We start from the raw sequence: 16,780 nt of genomic DNA, 5'->3' as shown, positions 1-16,780 counted from the left end.
TTCCCCTTCTCTAGGGTAGAGAGGAAGAAAAAATGGATAGAGGTCGGATAATTCCCGATACCTCTATCCATATCACCTAAACCTTTTTTCTCCATAGTCCTCCAGAACAAGGAACGAACCCACAACCTGTGTAGAACGTTTGGTGCTTTATATCGAATGTTAATGTTACAATCTCAAGCCCCACTTGATCAGACTCTTGTAGTAGTTTCTTTACCAAGGCCTGACCTATTCCTTTTCTCTGATGATCTGGATGTACGATGATGTCTTCCATATAACCATGTTGTAATCCCATTCCCGCGACATAACCAAATGCAATAAGCTCATTCTTGTCATCCCTGAGTCCAGCCCAGAAATTGCAGCGTTCAAATAAAGCTGGATAATCAGAATACCGTCCATCCCATCCCACAAGCTCTCTTAATAGAGGAACTTCATGCGGTTCAATAGGTAAATTGATCATAATTAGAAGTTCCAGTTAATCATCTCTCCCTATATCATTAAGCCTGATAAAGCTCATCAACTCGCTAACAGCTCATTTAATTTTTGCTCCAGATCCTCTAGACCTTTGACAGGGTCAAGCTGGTTTGCGATGATGTTCTGCAGCTCTTCGGACAGAACGGTATACAAAGCTGCGTATTTATCTGTATTTGGCGCCAGCTTCACATGCTTTGCAGCTTCTAGAAACAGCTTGCGATAAGGCAGGTTCTGATACAGGGCATCATTTTGCACAATTGGATTAGCCGGAACATGACCCGCTTCCCCCCAGGTCAAGCTGCCTACCTCAGAGAAATACTGGATGAAGGACATCGCAGCTAGCTGCTTCTCTTTCGTCACATAGGTCGGTATAACCAGAGTATGCGAGCTTCCCCATTGCTCATTCCCGCCAAATAAAGATGGCAGCTCCATAATGCCGCTATGAAGAGAAGCATCTCCGAGATGATGTCCAGCTTCCCAGATACCTCCTATCCAAAATACAGCCTTGCCATTATGGAAGGTATCCCATGGCGTTTTATCATTCAGATCACTTAGATCATTCGCATACAGCTCCTGAAAAAATCGAAGCACTTCCAGTGCTTTATCATTGTTGACAGCTGCATGCTTCAAATCGGGATTAAGCAGCTCACCCCCGGCTTGGTAATACATATCGAGGAATGGCTCCTGGAAAAATGGTGTATTCACCGCAAGCGGCTGTACACCTGGAAGACGATCCCGCAGCGAGGCAAGAAAATCCATAAAGGCCTGTGGAGTGATCTGATGCAGCATAGAGGTCACATCACTCTCATTCATACCGGCTTCCGTCAGCAAATCCTTGTTGTAATAAAGCATATGAAAATGTGTATCCAGCGGAACAGCATACGTTTTACCGTCATAAGCGACGTTTTTTCTATTCTCTTCCGCAATTGCGCTGACATCGAACCCGGACAGCTGCATCAGCTCGTCGAGCGGCATAATTTGCTTCGCTTTTACAAACGGCGATACCCGGTCAGCATGAGCAACGGCCACATCAGGCCCTTTCCCAAAAGATAATGCCGTGCCTAATCGAACATAGTATTCATTGGATTCCAATCGAAGCTGCCTGACGACAACTCCCTGTTGAGACTCGTTGTATGCCTTGATGATCTGACCTACATAGTCGCCCTCACCGCCTCCAAATGGATTCCAGAACAGAATCTCGACTGGCGCTTTGGGAACGTTATGGTTTGTGTCCCGTGATTCACTTGGACCGGTACATCCTGACAATAGGCTTATACACACCACTATGCTAATCATGTTTACCAATCTTACAGAAAGCTTTTTCCCCACACTTTCACCTTCAGTAGTCCGTATTTTCTCAAAACACTTCTTTATCCTCTTTCACCAAGCTTCTATATTCGGATGGGGTTGCTCCTGTTATCTTCTTGAATACTTTGGAGAAATATTTGGGATCCGGAATTCCAACCAGTTGTCCAACTTCGGCAGCTTTCATCTCTCCAGCAAGAAGTACCTTTGCTTTCTCAATACGTACTCTTGTTACATATTCCAGGAAGCTTTCTCCCACTTCTTTCTTGAACAAGTTTGCAAAATAATTTTTGCTTAAATGAACAAATTGACTAATCGATTGCAAAGATATCTCCTGCTGATAATGCTGTTGAATATACTGCGTGGCTTTTACAATACTATTCCGATCACTGTTGTAGATACGAATCATATGATCCTGCAGTTCGGCGAATGCCTGGATAAACCACTCCCGGCTTTGTTTAATCGTCTCAAGCTTGGATAGTTGATCAAAATATTGCTTTTTCAGATGAAGCACTTGATCTTGATCATTGGATACATCTGGCCACATAGAAGTTAATATCATAAGCAGCTCCAGAGATATGATCTGCACAAGATCTGGATCCTTCCGTTGGCCCAGCTGATCAAACAAACTTCCCACATATTCGTTCAGTTCTTTCGTTTGTAATCCATAAAGAAGAGTATGAATATGCGACTGGCTCACCTTGATTGGTGTGCCGCCATCCTCTTTTGCAGCGGTAAGCTCCGAATAGGCAATTACTTTTCCAGTCCCTAAAAACAATCTTTGTTTGGCAGCAGCCGTAGCCTGGCTATAGGCCTTACTTAATTCCGTCCATTGACAAGCTCTGCCGCTTAATCCAATCGTACAGTCCAGCCCATAACCATCCGCCAAATTGGACAAAATGTTCCTCGCCAGCTGCTTTGCCCAAATTTCTTCCGATACTGTTTCAGCACTACTCGCACGATGAGGAATAGGCAGAAGAACGTTTATTTCCCCTTGCTTATCTGCAAAGACGGCAAACTTCCGATCTCCCCCTATGTGCTCAATCGTCTCATGAATCACATGCTGCTTCTCAATAAACCCACGGTCTGTCGAATGTATAAAAATATGCAGGAGAAACGCAGGCATGTGCAGCTCACCAAGCTCTGCTTCCTCGATAATAACCTCTTCATATGAACTGCCTTCGATCAGCCCCAGAAGAAGCTTTTCCTTGCGCGCTGGCTCGTCAATCGTTGCTTGTCCTCCAATCGAATCGAGTGAGACCTTCACATTCATCAGTGCTTTCTCGAAGTCCCGCGGCATCATATCCGACTTAATCAAATATTCGGATACACCATGGCTAATCGCTTTCTGAGCATATTGAAACTCTTCGAGATTGCTTAAAATGATAATTTTCATCGCGTATCCGCTGTTCCGCACTTCTTTAATGAGCTGAATGCCGTCCATGATTGGCATCTTTATATCCGTGATGAGAATATCAGGCGGATTCAGGTGAATGAGCTCCAATGCCTCTTTCCCATTGGCAGCTTCACCCGTCACTTCTATTCCTGCCTTTTCCCAGTCGATCATAGAACGAATGCCATAACGCACAATAAATTCATCTTCCACTATTAGTACCCTGTACATCAGCTGAATCTCTCCTATTCCAAGTAAGGAAGCCGGATTGTAATAATGGTGCCTGATTCCGGCTCGCTTACAATATCGATGCCATACGCCTTGCCGCTGATCAGCTTAATTCGTTCATCAACGTTAGCGAGCCCGATTCCTCCCGTCTTTTCGCCCGTCTCATGATGCCTGAGAAGACTCTTTGCAAAAGCAGGATCCATCCCTTTTCCGTTATCGGCAATTTGGAAGCATATACCTCCATCCGATCCTCTAACACATGTAATATCAATTTGCCCCTGCTGCTCGGAATCGGAAAAAGCATGCAAAATGGCATTTTCGACGATTGGCTGGAGGATCAGCTTTGGTGTCTGCAAATGGCGGACCGCGTCCTCTACGTAAACATTGGTCTCGATATTATAATGAAAGCGGAACTTCTGAATACCGAGATAGCACTGTACATGCTCGATCTCCTCTTCTACCGTTACCGTCTCTTTGTCTTTGTCCAAGCTAATCCGCAGCAGACGTGATAAGAGGCTAACCATCTCTGCAGCATTATTCGCTTTCTGGATAAGTGCCGTCCACTTAATGATATCAAGGGTATTATACAGAAAATGAGGATTGATCTGGGCCTGCAGAGCCTTCAGCTCCGCATTTCTCTTCTGGTTCTGCTCCTCATATACAGTCTTCAGCAGCTCATCGATCCTGGCGACCATATAATTGAAGTTGCTGCCTAATATATCAAACTCGTCGCTATGCTTCCTCACCCGGAAGCGAACGGTCAAATCCCCCGACATAACCTGCCTCATCAGCCGGATCATCTTAAGGATTGGGTTACTAATGGAATTGGCTAAGAATATAGCCGTCACAATGGATAAGACAATACACAGCAGCGCAATAATCCAGAACATTCTAAGCAGCCGGTCAGAATCCTTGTACAAGACCGATTCGGAAATGACATTTACAACGATCCAGTTGTTGGTATGCAGCTTTTTGAAATTAACAATCAGCTTTTTCCCGTGTTCTTCTAGCGGAAAACGAAACTCGTCCTGGCCGGAGTGTACAATCTGACTATAGCCTTGTTCGCCAAGCACCTCACTTACATTTCTCCCAATCATGCTATTGTCGCCATAAGAGACAATTTGCCCCTGCCCATCAATGACGAAGCTTTGTATATCCCGATCGTTGTTCGTAGAGCTCGAGCCCAGTTCTCTCAACACTTCACCACGAATATCCAGTACAGCAATAATGCCTACCGGACTATCGTCAGAAGTCTTATAAATCTGTTTGGCTAGCGAAAACACATCAACACTCTGCGTATTCAAGCTGTCTACGTACGTGTTAAAGCGCGTTGGGAACCATCTGAAATTGCTTCCATCCTCAAGCGTCGTCAAGAAACCGCTTACGTCTTTTGGCGTGCGGTTCTTCCAGCGGTAGATACCTTTTATATAATGATCCTTTGAAATAAACGATATGGATTGAATGTCCTGATTAATTGCAATAATGGTTGAAAGCTTTGTCGTAAGCGACAAGCTGTCGATATCATAGGAATTCGAGGAACTCGCCCGATCCATGTCCCGCAGCATCCTAACAATCTCTCCGTTATTGACGACCTGCATCATCAAATCTTTATAAATGCCAAGCCGGGTGTCGATATTATCTGCCGTCTGCTTCAGCAGCTGCTCCGAATACGCGGTTACCTTTTCATTAATGGTTGATTTGGAGAGGGAGTAGGAGATGGTGCCCATTATGATTAATGGTGTAAGGGAAAATAGAAATAAGAGCAGCATCCATTTGTAGCGTATGCTGCTCTTCCATATATTCATCGAGGGCAATGCCCAGCCGAACTTTTTTATCATTATTCCTCGCTGCTCCTGCAGGACACGCGGTTCACTCTTGCCAGCGACTTCATTGTCATTAGCCTTTCACTCCAGACATCGCCACACCTTGCACGATGTGCCGCTGAAGAAGTGCGAAAACGACAATCGTTGGAATCGCTGCAATGCCGCTCGCTGTCATGATCATATTTAAAGACATAATATTATTCGATAAAAAGGTAGGCAGTCCTGCCGATAATATCATATTTTCTTCCGATGTAATAGAGAGATATGGCCATAGGAAATTATTCCACGATAAAATAAGAAAGAATATCCCCACCGAGACCATCGCTGATTTCGTGAGCGGCAAGCAAATGTTCCACCAAATCCGGAAATTCCCGCTTCCATCGATTTGCGCAGCTTCAATGTAATCCTTCGGGACACCGTCCATAAACTGCTTGAGCAGCAGGATACCGATTGGATTGGTAATGCCAGGCAGGATAATCGCCCACTTGCTGTCAATCAAATTCAGATGCAGCGTTGTTTCATAAAGCGGAATCAGGATAGCTTCCGTTGGAATAAGGAGACCTGAAGTAATAACAATAAATAAGATACCTTTACTCTTAAACGGCAGCTTGGAGAACGAATAAGCCGCCAGAGAGCTGAGAAATATCGATAGCAGAGTTGTAATGACACCAATAACAGCACTGTTCCAGGTCCATCTTAGGATCTCGGAACCCGTAATGACTTTCTTATAATTGCTTAATGTCAAATCGGTAAAATGAATCCAGTCTGCCATCGTATACACATTCGTTCCGTCCGGCTTCAAGGAGACTAACAGCATCCAGATGAGAGGGAAAATGAATAGAATCGCCAGTACGATTGCAATGATGTTAACAGCCCACTTGTTCATGTTATTCCCCTCCATTCTTTCGATCCGTTAATTTAAATTGAATGACCGCAATGAGAAGCATGATGATGCAAAATACGATGGACTGAGCCGAAGCAAAACCAAACATGTCCTTTTTGAAACCCGTCACGTAAATATAACGAATCATCGTATTCGTTGAATCTCCCGGACCGCCGCCGGTCATAATCTGAACTTGACCAAATAATTTCAAACAGCTGATCACTTGATAGAAAACCTGGATTTTCATCACTCGTGACAATCCCGGCAAAGTAATATACCAGAACTTGCTCCAAGCTCCCGCTCCGTCAATCGTAGCTGCTTCATAATGATCCTGAGGAATTTCCTGAAGTCCCGCCAGAAAGAGGACCATGACGAAGCCCACTGTCCACCAATCTGTCGCAATGGTAATGGCCCACCATACGAACCGGTGATCGGTCAGCCAATTAATATCCTGAGGCAATCCAAGCAGTCCTAATAAAGCATTTACCGGTCCATTCTTCGGGTCAAACAGTTTCAGCCAAATAAAGCTCATAACCGATACCGACATGACATACGGCAGAAAATAGACAGAACGAATAAGCGTCCTCATCCAAATCCGTTGATTAATAATTAGCGCTAAAATCAAGCCTAATACGATAACCGTTGGAGCACAGATGAGTACAAAATAAAATGAGTTCCATAAATACTTGTAAAAATCGCTGTTTTCAAAGATCCGCTTATAATTGTCTAACGCCACATACCGCTGCATCCCTTGAATATTCCACACATGCAGACTGATCCAGCCACCTCGAAGAACGGGCCACAAGTAGAAAATGATAAACGGGATCAAAAACGGCACTATATACACAATAGCTTTCAGTTCGGCTATCGCTTGCATTCCTATTTTTTTCTTACGCAGCTCTTTCGGTTTCATCTCCATATTACGATCTCCTTGCTGTTCATTCATTAGGAGAGCCGAGGCAGCAGAGATTTTAATCCCCACTACCCTTGGTCTCCTTAGCGAGCCTGTTAGTTAGCTAAAATCTCGTTGATTTGCTTCTCCATGTCCTTCAGGCCATCTTCAGGCGATTCATTATGGAAAATAACGTTCTGCAGCACTTCGGAAATCGTCGTAATAATCGTTGTATAATTATCGGTTTGTGGTGCGAATTTCACGGTCTTCTGTGCTTCAATAAAGAACGAACGGTATGGCAGCTTGTTATACTCGTCACTGCTAGTCACGTTACTATTCGCAGGAACATGCCCTGCTTTCCCCCAAGTCTGACCGCCTACTTCAGAGAAGTACTTCATAAACTTAGCGGCTGCCTCTTGCTTCTCAGCAGAGACATACGATGGAATAACAAGGGTATGCGAGCTTCCCCAATGTGTCTGGCTGCCAAAGATTGCAGGCAATGGCATTGCACCGATATGTTTCGAAGTATCACCTAGCAGTACGCCTGCTTCCCATACACCGCCAAACCAAAATGCGGCTTTGCCATTGCTGAACGTATCCCAAGGATTCTTATCATTGATGTCCGCATATTGTTTGGAATAGATCTCATCATAGAACTTCAAGACACTTAGTGCCTTATCGTTGTTAATAGCTGCTTTCGTCATATCCGCAGACAGGATATCTCCGCCAGCCTCATAATACATATTCAAGAACGGCTCTTGGAAATATGGTGTATTAACGGCCATTGCCTGCACATCCGGGACAGCTGTTTTAATTTGTGCCAGTGTATTCAAGTATCCTTCCGGGCTCATCGTGTCAAATTTAGGAGTCTCATCCGCATTTAGAAGATTAGCTTTTTTAAGAATGTCCTTATTGTAATAAAACATGTGGAAATGGGTGTCCAGCGGCACTGCATACGGTTTGCCGTCATACGATACGCTTTCCATATTCGATGAGCTGATCTGGCCAAGATCGAAGCCAACTTTAGTCGCAAGCTCATCGATTGGAACAAGCTGCTTCGCTTTCACGAATGGAGAAATCCGGTCAACGTGGGCTACGGCCACATCCGGACCTTTGGAAGAGGAAAGTGCAGTGCCAAGCTTCGCGTAATATTCATTTGATTCCAGCCGCAGCTGCTTCACAACAACCTCTTGCTGGGAGTCGTTAAATCCTTTAATAATCTGGTCTACGAAATCGCCTTCCCCGCCGCCGAACATATTCCAGAACGTAATTTCTACAGCTTTGCTGCTCTTGCTTCCTGTGTTCTGTTCATTTGCTTTGTTATTCGCAACTTCATTTGTGCCTCCGTTATTGTTCGACGAACATCCGGACAGAGCCAAAGTCAGCGCCATTCCTGCGGTCAGCATGATTCCTGCTTTCTTTTTTGCTAACATGTTTCGACTACCCCTCTCATCTTAACCATGGTTGGGAAAGCGCTTTTACGAATATGTAAGTGCTTTCTTAATACACACTTTACCGTGTTTACTCCCTCAGCCAAACCGATAAAACGCTCAACTTAAGAGTACAAAAATAAGATTTGCTCACTTCTTAGCTGATCACAGGTAGACGATCTTACGATTGGTGTAGAAATGAAAGCAAAAAAAGACCCTTATCCCATATATGGAGATAGGAGTCGTTATTTAATGGCTATGCTGCTTACCACACAGACAGCTTTGTTCGAAAGTCGTTTTCGTCGGTAATGTAATTCACTTTATCAAAACCTAAGGAATTAGCATTAATAAATATTCCTTCAAGCTGATCTTGATCCTTACAGTAAACCGTAATATAAGAAGAATCAATTACTAAAAGAACAAGCTGACATGAACTATTTAGGAATTCTTCGTAGCTTGGAATATCAAAGACTTCTGTTTCTTTTGGGAAAGCTTTTAAATTAGCAAATATCAAATAGTACTCGTTATTCTCTATGATATCTTTCAGACTCGAGCCTTCCATTCCAAATATTTCACCATCAAATAATGGAATATTTAAAGTACCATCCCCCACGATATAGGATTCTTCACCGCCAATGTACCAATTAGATGCTGTTATCTCTATTGGCTTTAATATCTCAGCAAGGTATTTCCCATATTCATTAGGGATTTCAAAGCTAACTCCTCTGTTCATGATATCGAAGTTTCACCCCTGCCAACTGTGTTTAATTTACTTAAAAAATTATGGGAATTAGCTCCTCCAGATCGTAAATGATGGCGTCCGCTAATACATCCGAGGAGTATGAGGAGTTATGTTTCCACACGGCTTTCATCCCAACCGCGCGGCTTGCTCTTATATCGGCATCTGGATGGTCACCTACAAATACAGCTTCTTCGGCTTGAACACCTAGATTATTTAGTGCTCGCTGGAAGATAGCCGGATCCGGCTTTCGCAAACCTTCCCATTCCGAAATAAGAACCTCATCGAAGTATTCGCTGATCCCTAGAGCTTTAAAATTATCGTATTGAAACTGTCCATAACCATTTGATATTAGTGCGATTTTTACACCATGACTCTTTAGCCGAGAAAGCATACTGATCAGGTTAGGAAACCCGACACAATGCTTTTGAAAAGAGCTAAGATAATCCTTCAGCAGCTCTTCCCAACTCATATTTTGAATATGGAATTCACTTAGCAGCTGTTGATAGACCTTGTCCTTCCATACGTAACCATGATGGTCGAGTTCGATAAATCGTTTTACAAAAAAGTCTTTCTCAACCAAATGAAACTGAGGGATTCGATCATATTGATCGTTAACAAATAATCCAAGCGAAGTATCCCGATCGAGCAATGTGCCATCCAGATCAAAGAGCACAGCTTTAATCTCCATTTTCAGGAGTCTCCTTTATCGAACCAAAACTTATTTTACTTGGCAGCTTCTCAGTATCGATAATATTGTACGCGTCAATAATATTGGGCACATAATTCTTCGTTAAGATGTACCCCTGAATAATATCCCGTAAAGTAATCAGCTGTTCTAACGAATTCGTGGCCAATGCCTCGGTTGTCAGCGATATTTCAGATTGAAATGCTTTGTTTAGCATGCGCGATAATTCCTCTTGTTCCCCTTTTGGCAGACGGTTGAGCAGCTCTAAAATTTGATTCTCTTCAATTCGCATATGTATGTTCCCTCCAATCAACGATTAGCTTAGCGCAAGCCTAAACAACTGACGACTGCCATCTTGCGGACCATTGAGCAAAATTTGTTCTTGAGGGACAAAGCCAAATTTCTTATATAGCTCTCTCGCAGGCTTCCCATCAGGAACATCTTCGCCAAATGTAATAACAGAGACTTCTGCCGGGGTATTTATTAGCTGCAAGACATATTGAAGGAGTGCTGTCGCTACGCCTTTATTTCTTGCCTGAGAAGAAACCGCCAGCCAGCCTATTTTATATTTTGGTGCTTCTTTTGTAGATATTAATACGCCTCCTTGCAGAGGCGACCCTGCTAACCCTTCCTGTTCCCTCACACAAAATGCACGGCCCTCACTAATATTTCGTTCAAGCGTTTGAATGAATTCAGGATCATTAACCATTGGACCAAACAGATATTCCACTTTCCCTGCTAAAATAAGCCATCCATGCAAATCAGCTTTCGTTGCACGTTCTACTTTCAGTACTCATACTCCCTATTTCAAATGAAATCGTTGTTTAATCAAGTAGGCTGTAACATCTGGAGCAAGATCCTTCGTCTGGATTCGTATATAGTTCTTTCTTGTAATCTCGCCAGGCAAAGAATTCAACCGATGCTGCTCCATCGATAGCATTAAGTTCTTCTCAGATTGCTCAACATCCCGTTTTGTTGGTTTATGCTGCAGCCGATGCGGAGTCCGATTACGAATTAATCTTTCTTCAAGGGCAGCCTCAAGCTCAACAAAGCAAACCTCATGCCCTTTTGATTCAAAAATGGTACAAGCCTGCTCAATAAACTCCCAGTCATTTGGCTGATCGAACGCCCATACGTAGGTGAATATCAACCCTGCTTTGTCATTCTGAGCCATCTGCTCGAATATTTCTTTGCGAATCAAATCCGATATCCGCCACATCTCCGGACTAAATCCAAAATAAGGCTGAAGAAGCTCAATCGTCTGATGATTATGGAACAGCTTTAAAGAAGTGATTTTTTCAAGCTCATGACCTATCGTCATCTTCCCAACAGCTTGTGGACCAAAGATCAGGATAAACTTCATTTCGCCATCTCCTCAAAGGAATTATCGCTTTGTATCAAACGTGAACAACTTATGCTGTGGAATATCACCAGTAGGCCCTTTGCACTGTTCAACTACCACATTTTGCTCATTAGCTTCTTGTGTGAATTTGATAGACTTGCACGTTAATTCAAATCCGATGCCATTGCTATTATTATCTCTTGAATTATCCATTCTAACTTTAATGGAGCCTCTGTCTGATAACAGATCGTAGATCACATAGCCCCCTTCAATAGTAGACGGGATAGCAATAAGATAATCAACTTTTCCTTCGTTAGCTCTATCTACAAACCGCTGCATCCGTACTAGATCCTCTTGACCAAAAGTCTTCAGGATATCACTGCCTATCTTAGTTTGGGGAGCGGTCTGTTCAGAGCTAGAGCACGAAGATAAGCTTAAAATAACCAGAATGAGTAGAAGGATTGAAATATATCTAATATTCATTGAGCCACCTTTATGACTAAGATATTAATTCACATCACCCAAATAACGTGTGTCACGATCCATGTTTTTTATTGGTTCGACAATCGCTTTCGGATATACCCTGATTTCATCCAGCTTGTTGATCTCGATCCATTCGATACCCACTTGGTTCGCATCTGGAATCGTCATATTCTCAAAGGTTGGATGCGTAGAAATGAGCGAGCATTGAAAATAAAACTCCACCTGATGCGCCTCTGAATTCGATTCTGCAAATTCGTGGTTTTTTCCGATATATTCTCGAACATAAATGAGGTCGCCTACATTCACCTCTTCACCAAGCTCCTCCAAACACTCTCTTCTCACTGCATCCTGCAGATTCTCACTTACTTCCTGTCCTCCACCAGGAAAAATATAAAACAACCCGTCATCATCTTTATTTACCGTCAATAAAATTCTCTCATTTTGAATAATAATAGCTTTAGCAGAGTTACGAATTGGTCTCATGTTAACCCCCCTATGGTTTATCTTTTAATAGAACGATCTCTTTAGCCGTGAACTCTCTTTTACCCTTTTTAACATTTTTAGGTTTAACAGGTGTGATTCGTACGACATCTGATGTAGTGAGTTCTGACAACTGAACGGGCTCGCCTTGTTCGTTCTGAATGACAGTATCTTCATTGATAAGTACGCGGCACAAATAGCCGATACTATCAACATCGGACTCGCCTTTTGTAACCTCTTTTGAGCAATTAATAAGCAATTCATTTGTTCCAATCGTGTCTATAGAATCCTCAAATACCTTGATCTTTTGCCCACAAGCAGCCATCAAGCAGCATAAAAGAACAATCACTATCATCTTATAACTCTGTTTCATGCCAATCCCCCCATCACTAACTACCATATCCTGGGACTAACAATTATACTATGCCATGTTTAATAAGAGAAGGAGGTTCAAGTACGATCTATAGGAAAAATAAACGAGGTTGAAATACTTCCGTCTTTAACAGAAAGTGATCGGAAATGGCTAAAGGAACTGTGGGTACTTGAGTGCGGTATATGGCTCATCACAACAAATGACAACGTAGATGCATTAAGATTTTATCAAACACGCGGATGTCGACTATCCACGTATATCCTAGCGCAGTAATGAGGCAAGAATACAAAAGCCCTCTATCCCTCTTACCGGAAATTATAATATCCCATTCAAGATGAAATCGAGTTAAAAAAAAATCTATAATTCAAAACAAAAAAGAGAAAGCGCAATAGAATCACGCTTTCTCTTATCTCTCCCTGCCTCCCCCCCATATCGATGCGGGGGAGGCTTTGCTGTTGGGGTTTAGGGGTAGGAGGGGGATGGAGGGTTTGTATCTCTGGAGGAGCGAAGCGTTCGCCTTTATCATTCTGAATACTCGTTATATTAACAAGTTCAATATTCAGAATGATAACAGCGGCCGGAAGAGATACAAACCCGCAATCCCTTGCCCTTCCACACTGCCCTACCGCTCCACAGCAACACCCTATACCGCCTCGATTACTTTCCCTGTAAACTGACTATTATACAAATCCGCATAGAAGCCGCCTTGCTCAATAAGCTGCTCATGAGTACCTTGCTCGATAATCGAGCCTTGGTTCATCACAAGAATGAGGTCGGCATCACGAATTGTCGACAGACGGTGAGCGATAACGAAGCTTGTTCTACCTTCCATCAGATGGCCCATTGCCTTCTGAATGAATACTTCCGTCCGTGTATCAACACTAGAGGTTGCTTCATCAAGAATAAGAATAGATGGGTCAGCCAATATTGCGCGGGCAATAGTCAATAATTGCTTTTGTCCTTGCGAAATATTCGATGCTTCTTCGTTCAGGATCGTATCATAACCGTCCGGCAGCGTCCGAATGAAGTGATCGGCATGAGCAGCTTTGGCTGCATTTACGACATCATCTTCCGTTGCCCCTTCACGACCATAAGCGATATTATCGCGGATTGTACCATTAAAGAGCCATGTATCCTGAAGCACCATTCCGAACATGCCCCGCAGATTACTGCGTCTCATATCGGTAATATTGACACCATCAATGGTAATCCGTCCTTCACTCAGCTCGTAGAACCGCATGAGCAGGTTAACCAGCGTTGTTTTACCAGCGCCCGTTGGACCTACGATAGCTACAGTCTGACCTGGCTGCACATCAATGTTCATGTTATCAATCAATGTTTTGTCAGCTGTATAACCAAACTTCACCTGATCGAACTTGACAGAACCATTCGGACGAGCGATTGTTTTCGCAGGATTTGCCTCAGGCACTTCCTCTTCCTCATCCAGAAGCTCAAATACACGTTCTGCGGAAGCGATCGTCGATTGGATCACGTTCGAAATATTCGCTAGCTGCGTAATTGGCCAAGTAAACTGTCTCGTGTATTGAATGAAAGCCAGAATATCACCGACCTCAATCGCTCTCTTCGTTACGAGAATACCACCAACGATGCTGACAAAGACGTAACCGATGTTACCGATGAAACTCATGATCGGCATAATGATGCCGGAGATAAATTGAGCACGCCAGCCTGCATTATACAATTCGTCATTCATTTTATTGAATTTCTCAATCGATTTATTCTCATGGCCAAAAGCTTTAACGATTTTATGGCCGGTATACATCTCTTCGACATGACCGTTCAGCTTACCAAGCTCGGCTTGCTGCTTCACAAAATGCTTCTGCGAGCGTTTTGCAATAACAGCTGTTGCCGCCAAACTGACCGGAATCGTTAAGAATACGATCAACGTCATCAGTGGGCTGATCGTAAGCATCATCACGATAATACCAACCAACGTAATGACTGAAGTAATAAGCTGAGTTAAGCTCTGCTGCAACGTATTAGCGATATTGTCCACGTCATTGACGACACGGCTTAAGATATCACCATTAGACTTGGAGTCAAAATACTTCAGTGGCAGCCGATTGAACTTCGCATTCACCTGCTTACGCAAATCATAAACGGTATTCTGCGCTACACCTGCCATCAAATATTGCTGAATATAGCTGAACACGGAGCTGATAATGTACAAGACAACGAGAATGAGCAGGATTTGAGTAATCCCGTCAAAATCGATACCCGGACCGCCGCTTTGTTTTCCAAAAAAACCTTCATACAGCTTCGTCATCGCTTTACCCATAATTTTAGGGCTCACGATACTAAATACGGTACTGAGTATAGCTGTCAGCAATACAAGCATCAGCTTAGTTTGATGCGGCTTCAAATAAGCCATTAAACGGAACAACGTTCCTTTAAAATTTTTCGCCTTTTGTACAGGCATTCCAAATCCACCAGGTCCGCCACCCATGCCTGGGCCTTTACCAGGACCGCCCGGCGGACGACCATTACCTTTTTGCTGGCTCACGCGATCTCCTCCTCAGACAGCTGCGATGATACAATTTCCTTGTAGACATCGCATGTTTGCATAAGCTCTTTGTGATTGCCGATTCCCGCAATACGCCCTTCGTCCAGAACAATAATACGATCAGCGTCCATAACGGTACTTACACGCTGCGCAACAAGCATCACTGTCGCATTACCGATTTCCGGCTTCAGAGCAGCACGCAGCTTCGCATCTGTCTTGAAATCAAGCGCCGAGAAGCTGTCATCAAATACATAAATCTCTGGTCTTCTCACCAATGCACGGGCAATAGACAAGCGTTGTTTCTGGCCGCCTGATACGTTATTGCCGCCTTGTGCAATTGGCGCATCATAACCATTGTCCATCTTGCCGATAAATTCCGAAGCCTGTGCAATAGCTGCAGCATGTTTGACTTCTTCATCCGTTGCTTCTTCATGTCCGTAACGAATATTTTCCGCTACCGTGCCCGTAAAGAGAACTGCCTTTTGCGGCACAAAACCGATTCTGTGGCGAAGATCCTCCTGTGACATATCTCTGATGTCCATGCCATCAATGATGACTTGTCCGTCATTTACGTCATAGAAGCGTGGAATCAAGCTTACAAGGGTTGATTTACCCGCACCAGTACCGCCAATAATAGCTGTAATCTCGCCTGGACCTGCCTGGAACGAAATATCAGACAGCGCTGGCTGCTCTGCACCAGGATAGCTGAAAGTAACGTTTTTAAACTCTACATACCCTTCTTTACCACTATTCTTCTTAGTCACCGCTTTGTCTGTCAAAGTAGGCACCATCTCAAGCACTTCATTAATACGCACGGCCGATGCCTGTGCACGAGGAATCATAATGAGCATCATCGACATCATAAGAAGCGAGAACATAATTTGCATGCCATATTGGATAAAGGCCATCAATGAACCAATTTCCATGTTGCCGTTGTCAATCCGAATACCGCCAATTGCGATAATAACAATCGTCGAGATGTTCATGATCAGCATCATAAGCGGCATAAGAACCGCCATAATTTTGTTTACACGAACCGCAGTATCCGTCAAATCCGCATTCGCTGCATCAAACTTTTTGTTCTCATAGCTAATACGGTCAAACGAACGGATAACACGAATACCCGTTAATCCTTCGCGAAGAACAAGGTTCAGCTTATCAATCTTCACCTGCATCGCTTTAAAGAGTGGAATCCCTTTGCGAACAACGAGGAAGATTGCGCCTGCAAGCACCGGAATTACGACTACAAATACAAGCGACAGCTTCGCATCCTTCGAAATAGCCATAATAATACCGCCAATACACATCATTGGTGCGGTAATCATCATACGAAGAATCATGATAAGCACTTGCTGCACCTGTGTAATATCATTCGTAGTCCGAGTGATCAGGGACGCAGTGCCGATCTTATCAAACTCTTGAAGTGAGAAATTCTCTACATGTCCAAATACCTTCGTGCGGACATCCCGTCCAAACCCCATTGCAGATTTCGAAGAAAAATAACTGGCCAGCACGGAGCATATCCCGCCTCCAGCCGCTACAAGCAGCATAAAGCCGCCAATCTTCCAAATATAAGCCTTGTCTCCTGTCGAGACACCCTTGTCAACGATATCAGCCATTAATGTTGGCAGATACAAATCAGACAGCGTCTGCAGGAAGACGAATACTAACACACCAATAACAAATAGCCGAAACGGCTTCAAATAGCGGAACAATTTCAACATTA

The 16,780-nt window shown here is 43.6% G+C and carries 17 protein-coding genes; all 17 read right to left on the bottom strand.

Annotated elements, in window-relative coordinates; genetic code table 11:
* Window positions 1-76 precede the first annotated feature (76 nt).
* Window positions 77-457: a GNAT family N-acetyltransferase gene (locus FHS17_RS19005; RefSeq protein WP_243865427.1), complete on the bottom strand. Its 381-nt coding sequence runs from the start codon at window positions 455-457 to the stop codon at window positions 77-79.
* Window positions 458-513: 56 nt separating this feature from the next.
* Window positions 514-1,767 carry an ABC transporter substrate-binding protein gene (locus tag FHS17_RS19000; protein WP_167279990.1) on the bottom strand — a complete coding sequence of 418 codons (1,254 nt, stop codon included), beginning with the start codon at window positions 1,765-1,767 and terminating at the stop codon, window positions 514-516.
* A gap of 61 nt (window positions 1,768-1,828) precedes the next feature.
* The gene (locus FHS17_RS18995; RefSeq protein WP_167279989.1) at window positions 1,829-3,400 is read right to left on the bottom strand and encodes a response regulator; all 1,572 of its coding nucleotides are present in this window, start codon (window positions 3,398-3,400) and stop codon (window positions 1,829-1,831) included.
* Between the two features lie 14 nt (window positions 3,401-3,414).
* Window positions 3,415-5,235, bottom strand: coding sequence for a cache domain-containing sensor histidine kinase (locus FHS17_RS18990; protein WP_167279988.1), 1,821 nt, complete (start codon window positions 5,233-5,235; stop codon window positions 3,415-3,417).
* Between the two features lie 58 nt (window positions 5,236-5,293).
* Window positions 5,294-6,106, bottom strand: coding sequence for a carbohydrate ABC transporter permease (locus FHS17_RS18985; RefSeq protein ID WP_167279987.1), 813 nt, complete (start codon window positions 6,104-6,106; stop codon window positions 5,294-5,296).
* A 1-nt stretch (window position 6,107) separates the two neighbouring features.
* Complete coding sequence (locus FHS17_RS30640; RefSeq protein WP_167279986.1) at window positions 6,108-7,085, bottom strand: ABC transporter permease subunit; 978 nt, start codon at window positions 7,083-7,085, stop codon at window positions 6,108-6,110.
* A gap of 26 nt (window positions 7,086-7,111) precedes the next feature.
* The gene (locus FHS17_RS18975; RefSeq protein WP_167279985.1) at window positions 7,112-8,428 is read right to left on the bottom strand and encodes an ABC transporter substrate-binding protein; all 1,317 of its coding nucleotides are present in this window, start codon (window positions 8,426-8,428) and stop codon (window positions 7,112-7,114) included.
* Window positions 8,429-8,690: 262 nt separating this feature from the next.
* On the bottom strand, window positions 8,691-9,158 hold the full coding sequence (locus tag FHS17_RS18970) for a DUF2691 family protein (protein WP_167279984.1): 468 nt from the start codon (window positions 9,156-9,158) through the stop codon (window positions 8,691-8,693).
* Between the two features lie 40 nt (window positions 9,159-9,198).
* Window positions 9,199-9,855: an HAD family hydrolase gene (locus FHS17_RS18965; protein WP_167279983.1), complete on the bottom strand. Its 657-nt coding sequence runs from the start codon at window positions 9,853-9,855 to the stop codon at window positions 9,199-9,201.
* A complete protein-coding gene (locus FHS17_RS18960; protein ID WP_167279982.1) occupies window positions 9,845-10,144 on the bottom strand; it encodes a hypothetical protein in 300 nt (99 codons plus the stop codon). The genes FHS17_RS18965 and FHS17_RS18960 overlap by 11 nt, the downstream gene beginning before the upstream one ends.
* A gap of 24 nt (window positions 10,145-10,168) precedes the next feature.
* Window positions 10,169-10,582 (bottom strand): GNAT family N-acetyltransferase, encoded by a 414-nt coding sequence (locus FHS17_RS18955; RefSeq protein ID WP_167279981.1) that lies wholly within the window; start codon window positions 10,580-10,582, stop codon window positions 10,169-10,171.
* 72 nt (window positions 10,583-10,654) lie between these two features.
* Window positions 10,655-11,215, bottom strand: a complete 561-nt coding sequence (locus tag FHS17_RS18950; protein ID WP_167279980.1) for an AAA family ATPase — start codon at window positions 11,213-11,215, stop codon at window positions 10,655-10,657.
* Window positions 11,216-11,236: 21 nt separating this feature from the next.
* Window positions 11,237-11,533 (bottom strand): DUF4362 domain-containing protein, encoded by a 297-nt coding sequence (locus FHS17_RS18945; RefSeq protein ID WP_167279979.1) that lies wholly within the window; start codon window positions 11,531-11,533, stop codon window positions 11,237-11,239.
* Between the two features lie 168 nt (window positions 11,534-11,701).
* Entirely contained in the window at window positions 11,702-12,160 is a 459-nt protein-coding gene (locus tag FHS17_RS18940) for an NUDIX domain-containing protein (RefSeq protein ID WP_167279978.1), read from the bottom strand.
* A gap of 10 nt (window positions 12,161-12,170) precedes the next feature.
* A complete protein-coding gene (locus tag FHS17_RS18935) occupies window positions 12,171-12,530 on the bottom strand; it encodes a hypothetical protein (RefSeq protein WP_167279977.1) in 360 nt (119 codons plus the stop codon).
* A gap of 643 nt (window positions 12,531-13,173) precedes the next feature.
* Window positions 13,174-15,054 (bottom strand): ABC transporter transmembrane domain-containing protein, encoded by a 1,881-nt coding sequence (locus FHS17_RS18930; protein ID WP_167279976.1) that lies wholly within the window; start codon window positions 15,052-15,054, stop codon window positions 13,174-13,176.
* Entirely contained in the window at window positions 15,051-16,778 is a 1,728-nt protein-coding gene (locus FHS17_RS18925; protein ID WP_167279975.1) for an ABC transporter ATP-binding protein, read from the bottom strand. Before FHS17_RS18925 ends, FHS17_RS18930 begins: the two co-directional genes overlap by 4 nt.
* Between the last annotated feature and the right edge of the window lie 2 nt (window positions 16,779-16,780).

It is taken from the genome of Paenibacillus lupini, assembly GCF_011761355.1.
Classification (GTDB): Bacteria; Bacillota; Bacilli; order Paenibacillales; family Paenibacillaceae; genus Pristimantibacillus; species Pristimantibacillus lupini.
Note: the sequence above shows the minus strand (reverse complement) of the source record. Positions and strands in the feature narration are given on the sequence as shown.